This is a genomic window from Allobosea sp. 05T439 (assembly GCF_056396005.1).
Genome location: NZ_JBFTKP010000014.1, coordinates 152,703 through 165,242, shown reverse-complemented (window position 1 = coordinate 165,242; position 12,540 = coordinate 152,703). Strand labels below are relative to the sequence as shown.

Here is a 12,540-nt window from a genome sequence, read left to right as displayed (position 1 = left end):
GCGGCCGCCGGCTCCCACTTCGAAACAAGGATACTACCCATGCGCCTCGTCATTGGCTCGGACCACGCCGGATGGTCTCTCAAGAAGCACGTCATCGACCACATCATGACGCTCGGGCACGATGTGCTCGATGTCGGATCCTTCGATGACCAGCCGGTCGACTTCCCCGACATCGCACGCGAGGTGGCGCGCAAGGTCACGTCCGGCGAGGCCGAACGCGGCATCATGGTCTGCGGCACCGGTGTCGGCGCCTCGATCGCGGCCAACAAGATGAAGGGCATCCGCGCGGCCGTCTGCCATGACGTTCACTCGGCCCATCAGAGCGTCGAGCATGACGATGTCAACGTCATGTGCATCGGTGCCAAGATCATCGGCCCGTGGCTGGCGAGCGACCTGATCGACGCCTATCTGGCGGCAGAGTTCTCCACCGACGAGGACTTCCGCCGCCGCGTCGACAAGCTGCACGCGATGGACGCGGAAGGCTGAGCGAACCCGCCGATGATCCTGGTCTTTGGCTCCATCAACGTGGATCTGGTGGCAAGGGTCGCCACCATTGCGGGACCGGGCATGACGGTGCTCGCCCGCTCCCATGAGCAGCATTTCGGTGGCAAGGGCGCCAATCAGGCGGTGGCTGCGGCGCGCCTCTCGGCGCCCGGCACCTTGGTGATGGCGGCTTGCGTCGGTGCCGATGCCTTCGGGCGGGATTCGACCGAAAACCTCGGTCGCAACGGCGTATCGACGGAGCTGGTCCGTGTCTGCGACACCCCGACCGGCTGCGCCTTCATCTCGGTCGATGCGCAGGCGGAGAATGCGATCACCGTCGCGAGCGGCGCCAATGGCGCGTTGTCCGCGGGGGATGTGCCGGACGCCATGCTCAGGAGCGGCACCGTTCTCGTGCTGCAGATGGAAGTGCCCTTCCCGGCCTCGCTCGACGTGGCGCGCCGCACCCGCCAGGCCGGCGGCCGCGTCATCTGGAACTGCGCCCCGGTTCCTCCCGCGATGACAGGCGACGAGGCCACGGCTCTGCTGGAAGCGAGCGATATTCTCGTCGTGAACGAGCATGAGGCCAGCGACATCGCCCTGATCCTGGGCGTTGCCGCCGACGACATCGCGCAGCTCGCGACGCGCTCCGCCACGACCTGCATCGTCACGGCCGGTGCGCGAGGCGCCTTCGCCTATACGGCCGATGGACAGGTTTGCACGGCAACGACGCCAGCCATCGTGCCAGTCGACACCACGGGAGCCGGCGACACCTTCGTCGGCGCGATTGCGGTTGCCCTTCACGAAGGCTCCCCCCTCGCCGATGCCCTTCGTTTCGGCTGCAAGGCGGCCGCGCTCTCCTGCCTGTCGGCCGGCGCGCAAGGCGGAATGCCAGTCCGCGACGCGCTCCACGTGGTGCGCGCACTCTGAGCGCGCCCTCATGGCAATCGCTTACATCATTGGCTACCCAGCGGCTTCGCGGGAAGCTGCATCATCGTCGGCCGGTAGAGTTCGCCTTTCTTGATATCGTCGTCCTTAGCGGCAAACCCTTTGATAGGCCTGGCGCGCCCCGGTCCGTGTCGGAGATCTGCGGCTTCTCGAAGCGACCCAAGCGGCCCCGACTGCTTTCTGAAGTCAGGACAGCATGTAGAGGCCGATCGCTAGCGTGGCGATGGTCAGTGGCGCGCCGATCTTGAAATAGGTCCAGAAATCGATCGAGATGCCCTCCTTGGCAGCGCGCTCGGCGACGATGAGGTTGGCGACGGAGCCGAGGAGCGTGAAATTACCCGCGAGCGTCGAGGCCATCGCCACGACGAGCCAGGCGCGCTGCGGATCCTGCAACTGCTCGACGAAGGGCTTCAGCACCAGCACGGCCGGGACATTGCTGACGAGGTTGGACAGGACAGCGGTGACCCCGGTAAGCGCCGCGACATTGCCGAGGTCGAAATGCGCGGCCTGGGCCAGGACCTCCTTGGTCAGCACCGCGTGCTCCAGCCCGCGCACGACGACGAAGAGGCCTGCGAACATCAGCAGGAGCTGCCCGTCGATATCGCCATAGACTTTGCGCGGCTCGATGCGCCGCGTCAGCAGCAGCAAGGCCGCCGCGCAGATCGCGACCTTGGCGACCGGCTGGCCGAGGAAGAACAGCACGATCATTGCCAGGGAGATGAGCGCCGATTTGAGCGCCAACCAACTATGGAAATGCGCGGGGATCGAGACCGTCGGCAGCCTCTGGCGGGTGAAGTACTMGCGCGGGTTGAGGAGGAGCACGAGCAGGATCGTGACGATTAGTCCGAGTGCTGCCACCGGCGCCAACGCCGCAGTGAAGGCGCCGTAGGAGATCCCCGAGAGATTGCCGATGATCATGTTCTGGGGGTTACCGGTGATCGTCGCGGTCGAGCCTACGTTCGAGGCGAGCGCGACTGCGATGAGATAAGGCACCGGGTTGCGGTCGAGCGCGCGGGTCAGCGTGATGACGATGGGCGTCATCACCAGGCAGATCGCGTCGTTGACGAGAAACGCCGAGAGCACGCCGGTCGTCACCACGACGGCCGCGAGCAGCAGCGCCGGGTGGTACGCCTTGCCGACGGCCCAGCCGGCTACCATGCGAAAGAAACCCGATAACCGCAGATTGGCGACGACGATCATCATGCCGAGCAGGAGCGTGATGGTGTCGAGGTCGATCGCGCGATAGGCGTCCTCCAGCGAGAGCACGCCGCAGCCGACCATGAGCGCGGCCCCGACCAGCGCCGCCCCGGCCCGGTCGACGCGCAGGCCCGGCATCCGGCCGATGGCGATCGCGACATAGGTCGCGACGAAGATCGCGATCGCGAGGAACTGCGTCGCGTTGAGCCCCCAGCCCGTCATGAAGGTTACGCCGCTCTTTCGCCCGTCATCGCCGGCGCCGGAATGGCGCGGTGGTCGGTCGGCGGCTCATAGCCGCGGGTCTCCGGCATGGCAACGAGATAGAAGACGAGGCCGCAGGCGGGGAGCCTGACGAAGGCCGTTGAGTAACCGGCGTTGACGATGATCACGCCCGCCAGCGAAGCGGAGATCGAGGCGCCGACGCCCCAAGCCATTCGAAGCCCGAAGCAGACATGCCCCAAGCGGGAAATGGCTCCGGCTATCGGGCGCGTCGCCTTTCAACCTCAATAAGCGCATCCGATCGATTCCACGCCATTCCCTTGGCAGAAGGGAGCCGGGAGCTACCAAACGAGCGCAACCAGATCTGGTGGTTTTTGCGACCTGATGCCGGCCTCACGCCTCACTCGGCTGAACCTTCTGCCTCTTGCGCAGCGCCTGGAAGAGCGAGGCGCCCTTCACGGCAAGCAGCAAGGCGAAGGTCAGGATCATGATGATGAAGGCTGCGGCCGCGATCGCCGGGCTGATGTTCTCGCGGAGCGAGGAGAACATCTGACGGGCGAGCGTTGTCTGGTTGGGGCCCGCGACGAAGAGCGTGATCACCACCTCGTCGAGGGAGGTCGCGAAGGCAAAGACCGCGCCGGTCAGAATGCCGGGCATGGCCAGCGGCAGCGTCACGCCGCGGAAGACCTTGACCGGCGAGGCGCCGAGACTGGCTGCGGCACGCTCCAGCGCCGGGTCGATGCTGGCCAGCGAGCTCGCAACATTGACGAGCACGAAGGGCACGCAGAGCACCGCATGCGCAATGATGACGCCGAGATAGCTCGAGGCCAGCCCCATGCGGGCGTACAGGATCTGCATGCCGACGCCGAGCACGACCGCCGGCACCACCATCGGCAGCAGGAAGACCGAGCGCAACAATCCGGAAAACGGCAGGAGCTCGCGCCTGAGCCCAAGCGCGGCAAGCGTTCCGACCACCGTCGCGACGACGGTCGCGCCCGTGCCGATGATCAGCGAATTGACGATCGCACGGGTCCAGGCCTGGCTTTCGGCCAGCGCGCCGAACCAGCGCAGCGAGGGGCCGCTGATCGGATAGACCAGGAAGACGCTGTCGGTGAAGGCGAGCGGCAGGATCGCGACGAGCGGCAGTAGCAGGAAGGCGACGGCGAGCGCGGCGAAAGCGAGCCGCACGGCGTTGAAGGCCGCAGCGCCGGGGCGAGACACGCCGCTCATGTCTGCACCAGCGGCGTGCGCGAGAGCCGGCCGTAAAGGATGTAGAGCACGGTCGTCGGCACCAGCAGGAACAGGCCGAGCGCGCCCGCCATGCCCCAGTTCGCCGTTCCCGTCGCATAGAAGGCGATGACCGAGCTGATCATCTGGTCGCCGGCCCCGCCTGTCAAAGCCGGGGTGATGTAGTAGCCGAGCGCCACCAGGAAGACGAGCAGCGAGCCCGAGAGCAGGCCCGGCATGGCGAGCGGTAGCAGGACATGGCGGAAGGCCTGCAGCGGGGCTGCGCCCAGCGCCGCGGCGGCCGGCATCAGGTTGCGCGGGATCGCGATCAGGCTGGCATAGATCGGCAGCACCATCAGCGGCAGCAGGACATGCGTCATGGCGATCAGCACGCCGGTGCGATTGTAGATCAACGAGAGCGGCGTCTCGATCAGCCCGAGCGCGCGCAGCGTCTGGTTGATCAGCCCGTTATCCTGCAGCAGGATCAGCCAGGCCGCCGTGCGCACCAAAAGCGATGTCCAGAGCGGCAGCAGCACGGCGATGAGCAGCGCATTGCGCTTCCAGCCCGACACGCTCGCCGCCAGCATCGCGAAGGGCAAGCCGATCGCCGCGCAAAGCAGCGTGACCTGGCCGGCAATGACGAAGGTGCGCAGCATGATCGCGCGGTTGACGGCGAAATCGGCTTCGACGGGCTCGATCCGCGCCTCGTCATTGCGCTTGAGGTCGACCGCCGCCAGCAGATTGGCATCCGTATAGGCCGGCATGCTGCGCTTCAGCGCCAGCCAATAGCCCTGCTCGCTCCAACGCGGGTCGAGGGCGACGAGATCGACCGCGTCCGCTTCGCCGGCCTCGCGCACGGCCCGCGCCGTGCGGGGCAGCAGCGTGCGGAAACCGGCCTGCTGGCTGTTCAGCGTGCGCACCGCATCGCCGAAGCGCTCCTGCGGCGTGTCGGTCCGCAGATCCCGGACGAGCGCCGCCTGCAGGGCAGCCGACGGCGGGCCTGCTCCATCCCAGTTCGCGATCGCGGTCGCCGTCTGTGGAAAGGCGAGGCGCACCGTGCCGCCCTGCACCGCCGTGGAGACCATCATCCAGAGCGGCCAGAGGAAGAACAGGCCGAGGAAGACGACCAGCGGCAGGACCAGGAGCAGAGCCTTGAGGCGCGCGCTCATGGCGCCACCAGCGAGCAATCGCCGGGCGCGAAGCTGGCGAAGGCCGTGCTGCCGACAGGTGGTGCCGCATCGCGCCGCCCGGCCCGTGCGACCAGACGGCTCTCCCCGAAAGCGAGATGCAGGCGGATATGATCGCCATGATAGACATGGTCCTCGACCGTCACCGGCAAGGCGTTGGCGGCAGCAGCATCCTGCACGAGATGCAGCATTTCGGGACGAACCGAGACCATCACCTCGCTGTCGGGTTCAAACGACCCTGCCCTGTCGCAGGTCACGCTCCCACCGGATGCGAGCGCCACCGTCGTGGCCTCGCCCTGGCGCTGCGCGACGCGCCCCGCCAGCAGATTGGTCTCGCCGATGAATTCGGCGACGAAGCGCGTCCGCGGCCTGTCATAGAGGCCAGACGGCGTATCGAACTGCTCGATCTTGCCGCGGTTCAGCACCGCGACGCGGTCCGACATGGTCAGCGCCTCGCCCTGATCATGCGTCACGAAGATCACGGTGAGCCCGAGCTCGCGATGCAGCGCGCGGATCTCGAGCTGCATATGCTCGCGCAACTGCTTGTCGAGCGCGCTCAGCGGCTCGTCCATCAGCACGACCTTGGGCTCGTAGACGAGGGCGCGCGAGAGCGCGATGCGCTGCTGCTGGCCGCCGGAGAGCTGCGAGGGCCGGCGGTCGGCGAGATGGCTCAGGCGCACCAGATCGAGCGCGCGCTTCACCCTCGCCTCACGCTCCGCCCTGGCGACGCCACGCATCTTGAGGGGAAAGCCGACATTCTCGGCGATCGTCATATGCGGGAAGAGCGCGTAATTCTGGAAGACGACGCCCATCTCGCGCTTGTGCGGCGGCAGATGCTCGACGCGCCGCCCGTCGACATGGATGCGCCCGCCGGACGGCGCCTCGAACCCGGCGAGCATCATCAGGAGCGTCGTCTTGCCCGAGCCCGACGGGCCGAGAAGGCTGACGAACTCGCCCCGCGCGACATGGAAGTCGAGCGCGTCAACCACCGTGACCGTGCCGAATACCTTGCTGATGGCCTCGAAATGAATGAACGGATCCAGATCTCGCAAATGATCAATCTTCCCGTGAGGATGAGGCGAAGCCCTTGCGGCCGCAGCCAGGCACCGGTCGGAGACGGCGCCAGGCCGGACGGCTGACGGAGGCGCCCCCGGGCGCGATCTGGCGTGCCCGGGGCGCGTCGCATGACGAGCGGCCAGGCGAAGGCGGCTGGTGGCCGCCCTCCCTTACCACCCGATTTGCCGGCCCTACTTGCCGACCCAGGCGTTGAAGCGCTTGGTCAGGTCCTCGATATTGTCGTTCCAGTAGTCGACATCGATCGCGATCGCATTCTCGAGATTTTGCGGCGCGGTCGGCAGGTCCACGGCGAGATCGGCCGAGACGGCAGCCGCGGCAGCCTTGTTGGGCAGGCCATAGGCGATGTCCTGCGGCAGCTTGGACTGGTTCTCCGGCAGGCTGGCGAAGGCGATGAAGTCCATCGCCTGGTCCTTGTTCGGGCTGCCCTTCAGGATCACCCAGCTGTCGACGGCGTAGATCGAGCCCGGCCAGACGGTCTTGAACTTGGTGCCCTCGGTCTTGTTGATGCCGCTGATGCGGCCGTTATAGGCCGAGGTCATCACGACCTGGCCGGATTTCAGCAGCTGCAGCGGCTGCGCGCCCGATTCCCACCAGACGATGTCGGACTTGATCTCGTCGAGCTTCTTGAAGGCGCGGTCGACGCCGCCCTTCTCGCGCAGCGTTTTGTAGACGTCCTTCGGCGCGACGCCATCGGCCATCAGCGCGAATTCGAGCGCATATTTCGGGCCCCGGCGCAGGGCGCGCTTGCCCGGAAAGGTCTTGGTGTCCCAGAAATCCTTCCAGGAGGTCGGCGCCGTCTTCAGCTTCTCGGAATCGTAGGAGAGCAGCGTCGACCAGACGATGGCCCCGACGCCGCAATCGCTCACCGCACTCGGCAGGAACTTGTCTTTGCCGCCGAGCTTGCTCCAGTCGAGCTTCTCGTAAAGGCCGTCGGCGCAACCGATGGCAAGTTCATCGGCCTCGACCTGCACGGCGTCCCAGTTCGGCGTACCGGCCTTCACCTTGGCCTGGACGACGCCGACGCCGCCGTCCCAGGATTCGTCGAGGACCGGCTTGCCGGTCTTTTCTGCGAAGGGCTTGAAGTAGATCTTGCGCTGCGCGTCCTGGTAGTTGCCGCCCCAGGATACGACGGTGAGATCGCGGGCCGACGCCGCGCCGAGGCCGGCGATGACAAGCCCCGCCGCGAGCGCAGTGCTGCCGAGTATGGACTTCAGAAACGTCATGGATCTTCTCCCTGCTTCTGCTGCAGCGATCCCCCCGCCCCTCGCGGTTGGGATCGTCGTTGCCCCTATTGGAGCCCCCTTTATCGCGGTGCGATAGAGGGGTTTCCGGAAAAACTTCGCGTCGATCAGGCTCCGATCTCACGGAGCAGCTGCGCCGGCGCGAGCCGCAGCGCCGCCGCCCGCCGGTGGCCTTCCAGGCCCTCGCTGGCGCTCTGGCGCATGGCCGGCGGGGCGACTGCCGCGACGCCGCGCTCGTCGAGCCATTGATGCGTGCAGGTCTTGAGATAGGAGCCGACCCAGAGCCCGCCGGTGTAGCGCCCGGCCGCCATGGTCGGCAGCGTGTGGTTCGTGCCGCAGCACTTGTCGGAATAGACCACGCTGGCTGCGACCCCGATGAAGATCGAGCCGAAATTGCGCAGCTTTGCCGCCGTGGCATGCGCGTCGCGGGTATGCACCTCCAGATGCTCCGCAGCGATGTGGTCGGAATAGGCCAGCATGGCGGTCTCGTCGGCGCAGACGGCGATCTCGCCATAGTCGCGCCAGGCTGCGGCGGCGACCGGCGCGGTCGAAAGGTCGCCGAGCTGGCGCTCGATCTCGACGAGCACCTTGTCCGCCAGGGTGCGGTCCGTGGTGATCAGGCCGACGCGGGTGCGCACGTCATGCTCGGCTTGCGCCAAGAGGTCGACCGCGATCGTCACGGCATCGCCGGTCTCGTCGGCAACGACGAAGATCTCGCTCGGCCCGGCGAGCTGGTCGATGCCGACCAGCCCAAAAACCTGGCGCTTGGCCTCGTTCACATAGGCATTGCCCGGGCCGACGATCTTGTCGACGGCCGGAATGCTCTCCGTGCCGAAGGCCATCGCGGCAATCGCCTGCGCGCCGCCGATGCGAAAGATCCGGTCGGCGCCGGAGAGATGGCATCCGGCGATCATCGCGGGATGGGCGCCGGGCGGCAGGCAGGCGATGACCTCGTCACAGCCCGCGACCTTGGCCGGCACGATGGTCATGATCGGCGCCGAGAGCAGCGGATAGCGCCCGCCCGGGACATAGGCGCCGACGCGGGCGATCGGGATGATGCGGTGGCCGAGATGCAGGCCGGGCAGCGGCTCGATCTCGAGGGGCAGCAGGGTCTGGCGCTGGGCCTCGGCAAAGGCCCGCACGCGCTCGATCGCGAACTCGGTGTCGGCCCGGGTCTGCGTCTCCAATCCGTCCAGCGCGGCGGCACGCTCCGAGGGCGAGACTTCGAAGGCGTCGATCTCGAGCTTGTCGAACTCGCGGGAATAGTGCCGCAGGGCCGCGTCGCCATCCCGCCGCACCGCCTCCAGAACCGCCTTCACCGTGGTCTCGACAGGAGTGTTGTCGCTCCAGGCGCTGCGCTGGGGCGCCTTGATGCGCGTGATCTGGGCTTCCAGGGCGGGGTCGGGCTTGGACATGCAGGACATTCCGGTGAGCGGGATCGAGCTGGCCAAGCTTCTGCGCGGTGCGGCGACAAGGCAAGGAGGCCAGCAGGGGCGTTGAAGATATTCACCAGCTGGGCTCAGATGCGGCGCTCAGCTGAAGGAGGCCTTCCATGAAGATCGGCGACCGTTTGAGGGAGCTACGGCTCCGCCGTCAGCTCAGCGTCCGCGCCGTCGCCTTGCGTTCAGGGATTTGACACTCGTCGATTTCGCTGATCGAGCGGGACCTGATCAGCCCTTCGCTCGACACGCTGCATGCCGTGCTCGACGCGCTCGGCACGACCATGTCGGGCTTCTTTCTGGATTTTCATGCGGCCTCGCCGCCAAATCCTTTCTGCCGGGCGGCTGAAATGACGGAAATCGGCCGGGCCGACGCGATCTCCTACCGCGTCATCGGAACGGGCTTTCCCAACCGCTCGATGCTGATGCTGCACGAGACCTACGCCCCCKGCGCCGACACGGGCGAGGCCTTCTCCCATTCGGCCCAGGAAGGCGGCCTCGTCATCCGCGGCGCGGTCGAGGTCACCGTCGCGGGCCGGTCATCGGTCCTGCAGCCAGGCGATGGTTATTATTTCGACAGCCGGGAGCCGCACCGGTTCCGGAATGCCTCGGCGGAACCGAGCGAGATCATCAGCGCCATCACGCCCCCAACCTATTGATCCCTGGACGCTGCGGCTCGATAGCCGGGCATGGTCCCAAGGCAGGCGCTCTTCATTGGGTGGGCCTGCTTCCGTTCTCACCCCCTGGATCATCGGACCGGACATCGTATCCAGTCCGATGATCCAACCCTTTGTCTTTGCATCGGCTTTGCCCCGAAAACCGCAATCCACTTTTCGGGCCGATGCTTTAGCTGCCCATCCGTCCGCCTGTTCCCGACACTCCGGCGTTTGCGCAGAGGCGAAAGCCCAGATCGTCTATCCGGAAGGTGGGGTGGCTTCGACGGCGATTGGTTGCCAGGCAACCTCTTTCGCCGTCTGCCCAACCGCCGCCACGGAATATGCGGTAGGCGCCGTAGACCTGCGGGTCGTACTGGTCGGAGCACCACTCCCATACGTTGCCGAGCATATCGTAAAGACCCCAGGCATTGGATTGCTTGCCGCCAACGGGCTGGGGCCGCTCGCCCGAGTTATCGGCGAACCAGGCGATATCGCCGAGGTCGCCATAGCGAGGCCCGCGCGTTCCCGCACGGCAGGCGTGTTCCCACTCTGCCTCGGTGGGAAGGCGATATCCGTCGGCATCGGCGAGGAGATCCGCTCCTTGCGCGTCGTCGTGGATGACATAAGCCGCAGTGAGGCCCCGTTTTCCGGACAGTTGATTGCAGAACGCAACCGCGTCGAGCCAGGAGACGCTTTCGACAGGGCATCTGGCGTCCACATGGGACGAAGGCCAACTCCCCGTGACCTCGGCGTAGAGTGCCTGCGTCACCGGGGCGGCTCCAATCCTGTAGGATTCCAGCGCGACATCCCAGCGCCGCTGGATGCGGTCGTCCCTCAGCGCCACGATGCCGGCCGGGATCGTGAGCATCCGAAGGCTTAGCGTTTCCTGAAACTCGTCCACGATCTCTCGTCAGCAATTGCAGTACGCGGCAATCTGCTTGATGATCCGATCTTCCGCAAACCACCTCGAGCCTGTGTCCGCATCGGCTTTCCCCATAGCCGCAATCCGCTTTTCCAGCAGATGCCCTAACCCTCCTGCCAAGCCCATGAAATCGGCGAGTGTCGGCCGCCCCTTCCACGCAGATGACGAATGCGAGCCGGAGCCCGATCAGCCGGTCGGTTGCTGGGCGGTGTTCACGACCCGTTGAGCCTCAAAGGCATGCCGATAGGCGGGCCGCGCTTCGCTGTTGGCCAGGTGGGCAGTGAGCTCGGCTATCCCTCCAGCAAGGCATTGTCCTGCCGGGCGCCGCCCCAGCCATACTCGGAATAGGAGACGGCCTGGCTGACGTTCAAAAGGGCTTGCCGGACATAGGGAATGGTCTCGGGCGGCAATGATCCGAACGGCCACCAGCCGAGATCGGCGTGCTTTCCGGTTTCCATCAGCCTGGGCGTGCCGTCCCATCGTGCTGCGGTGAAGACGTGACCGACCCAGTCCCGGCCCTCCGTCAGACTGTGAAATGTATGGACGTAGACGAGATCAGCAGGCGCGATGCGCACGCCGACTTCTTCCAGGGCTTCCCGGATCGCCGCTTGKGCGATCGTCTCGCCGGCCTCAAGCCCTCCAGCGGGAAGACTGAAGGCACCGTCCATCCACCCTGTCGCCGTCCTCCGCAGCAAGAGGACCTCGTCGCCCCTGCATAGGGCGACGAAGACGGAGGCTGAGAGGGTGTGACGATCGCGAGCGGACATGGCCAAGGCTACCTGACGGGGTGGACGGTCGCGGCACTCTGAGAATGCCGAGCGACAGCAGATGTCAGCGGCCTGTCATCGCCCCGCTTCGGAGGCGGCCTTCAGCTCGCGCAGCAATGTGGCGACGAGTTCGGCCGCCGGCATGGCGCGGGCGAGCGGAGCGCCCTGCCCGGCCGAAGCCGTGCTCGCCCTTGGCCTTTGCGGCGGCATGGAGGGCCTTTCCTGCGTCATAGGCGATCGGGTAATCCGGCGGCTGCCGGTCAGCCACGCTTTGATGGAGGTCCGTGAAGCGATTGGCGAGGCAGCGCGCCGGCCGGCCCGAGATCAGCGCTGTCAGCCGGGTGTGATAGGCGCCGCGGCCCGCGAGCGCCGCACGATAGGCATCATCAGCAGACGATTCCGGACAGGCGATGAACGCCGTGCCGAGCTGAGCGGCGACAGCACCGAGGTCGAGTGCGGCAGCAATGCCGGCCCCATCCATGATGCCGCCGGCTGCGATGACCGGCAGCGTGCTGTCCGCCACGAGAAGCCGTGTCAGGGCGACGGTTCCCAGGGCGTCATCCGAAGCCGCCGGATCGAACACGCCGCGATGCCCGCCGGCCTCGATGCCCTGTGCCACGATCGCATCGATTCCGGCGGCCTCGATCTGCCTTGCCTCTTCGAGATTGGTCGCCGTGGCGAAGAGTGTGGTGCCCGCCCCCTTCAAGCGCTGAATGGCTTGCGGCGACGGCAGGCCGAAATGGAAACTGACGACTGGCGGCCTCGCCTCGACGAGCATCGAAAGCATGTCGGCATCATCGGCAAAGCTCTTGTAGATCGTGCGCAGCGCCGCCGGAGGCACGGCGCCAAACTCCGAAAAGAGCGGCGACAGCCAGTGCAGCCACGCCGCCTCGCGCTCCGGATCCGGCTTAGCCGGGCCGTGCACGAAGACATTGACGTTGAACGCGCGCCCGGTCCGCGCCTTCAGATCCGCGATCATCGCACGGGCGCCTGCGGCATCCGTCGCGCCGACACCGATCGAGCCGAGCCCGCCCGCATTGGACACGGCGGCGGCAAGGGCGGGGGTCGAAACACCCGCCATCGGCGCCTGCACGATCGGCACCTCAACGCCCAGCTTGCTCAACATCCCGGCCTCCTGCGCTCCGCAACATCGTTGACTTGAATTCTCAAAAAGAGAATA

At 66.5% G+C, this 12,540-nt stretch carries 13 protein-coding genes; 3 read left to right on the top strand and 10 right to left on the bottom strand.

The genetic code is table 11. The features are described 5' to 3' along the window. The first annotated feature begins 39 nt into the window (after positions 1–39). Positions 40–486, top strand: coding sequence for a ribose 5-phosphate isomerase B (rpiB, locus tag AC1DIO_RS18245; RefSeq protein WP_476853800.1), 447 nt, complete (start codon positions 40–42; stop codon positions 484–486). Positions 487–498: 12 nt separating this feature from the next. Then, positions 499–1,410: a ribokinase gene (locus AC1DIO_RS18240; RefSeq protein ID WP_441506781.1), complete on the top strand. Its 912-nt coding sequence runs from the start codon at positions 499–501 to the stop codon at positions 1,408–1,410. A 204-nt stretch (positions 1,411–1,614) separates the two neighbouring features. Here the strand turns inward: AC1DIO_RS18240 and AC1DIO_RS18235 are convergent, their stop codons facing one another. The 7 genes from AC1DIO_RS18235 to hisD all read right to left on the bottom strand — a co-directional run bounded on the left by AC1DIO_RS18235 (position 1,615) and on the right by hisD (position 8,991). Further along, complete coding sequence (locus tag AC1DIO_RS18235; protein WP_476853799.1) at positions 1,615–2,847, bottom strand: anion transporter; 1,233 nt, start codon at positions 2,845–2,847, stop codon at positions 1,615–1,617. Between the two features lie 5 nt (positions 2,848–2,852). Continuing rightward, complete coding sequence (locus AC1DIO_RS18230; RefSeq protein WP_441491223.1) at positions 2,853–3,059, bottom strand: hypothetical protein; 207 nt, start codon at positions 3,057–3,059, stop codon at positions 2,853–2,855. A 178-nt stretch (positions 3,060–3,237) separates the two neighbouring features. After that, complete coding sequence (locus AC1DIO_RS18225) at positions 3,238–4,074, bottom strand: ABC transporter permease (RefSeq protein WP_441491222.1); 837 nt, start codon at positions 4,072–4,074, stop codon at positions 3,238–3,240. Beyond that, positions 4,071–5,240: an ABC transporter permease gene (locus AC1DIO_RS18220; protein ID WP_476853798.1), complete on the bottom strand. Its 1,170-nt coding sequence runs from the start codon at positions 5,238–5,240 to the stop codon at positions 4,071–4,073. Before AC1DIO_RS18220 ends, AC1DIO_RS18225 begins: the two co-directional genes overlap by 4 nt. Beyond that, the gene (locus AC1DIO_RS18215; RefSeq protein ID WP_441491367.1) at positions 5,237–6,301 is read right to left on the bottom strand and encodes an ABC transporter ATP-binding protein; all 1,065 of its coding nucleotides are present in this window, start codon (positions 6,299–6,301) and stop codon (positions 5,237–5,239) included. Before AC1DIO_RS18215 ends, AC1DIO_RS18220 begins: the two co-directional genes overlap by 4 nt. A 204-nt stretch (positions 6,302–6,505) precedes the next feature. Further along, a complete protein-coding gene (locus AC1DIO_RS18210) occupies positions 6,506–7,558 on the bottom strand; it encodes an ABC transporter substrate-binding protein (RefSeq protein ID WP_441491220.1) in 1,053 nt (350 codons plus the stop codon). A 125-nt stretch (positions 7,559–7,683) separates the two neighbouring features. Continuing rightward, positions 7,684–8,991 (bottom strand): histidinol dehydrogenase, encoded by a 1,308-nt coding sequence (gene hisD, locus AC1DIO_RS18205; RefSeq protein ID WP_476853797.1) that lies wholly within the window; start codon positions 8,989–8,991, stop codon positions 7,684–7,686. Between the two features lie 374 nt (positions 8,992–9,365). On the opposite strand from hisD, the gene AC1DIO_RS18200 reads away from it, so the two are divergent. After that, positions 9,366–9,674, top strand: coding sequence for a cupin domain-containing protein (locus AC1DIO_RS18200; RefSeq protein WP_476853796.1), 309 nt, complete (start codon positions 9,366–9,368; stop codon positions 9,672–9,674). Positions 9,675–9,861: 187 nt separating this feature from the next. Here AC1DIO_RS18200 and AC1DIO_RS18195 read toward each other — a convergent pair whose 3' ends face one another. From AC1DIO_RS18195 to AC1DIO_RS18185, 3 genes are all read right to left on the bottom strand, one after another. Continuing rightward, positions 9,862–10,572 carry a formylglycine-generating enzyme family protein gene (locus tag AC1DIO_RS18195; protein WP_476825608.1) on the bottom strand — a complete coding sequence of 237 codons (711 nt, stop codon included), beginning with the start codon at positions 10,570–10,572 and terminating at the stop codon, positions 9,862–9,864. A gap of 311 nt (positions 10,573–10,883) precedes the next feature. Further along, entirely contained in the window at positions 10,884–11,360 is a 477-nt protein-coding gene (locus AC1DIO_RS18190; RefSeq protein ID WP_476853795.1) for an NUDIX hydrolase, read from the bottom strand. Positions 11,361–11,424: 64 nt separating this feature from the next. After that, positions 11,425–12,486, bottom strand: coding sequence for an NAD(P)H-dependent flavin oxidoreductase (locus AC1DIO_RS18185; RefSeq protein ID WP_476853794.1), 1,062 nt, complete (start codon positions 12,484–12,486; stop codon positions 11,425–11,427). Positions 12,487–12,540 lie beyond the last annotated feature (54 nt).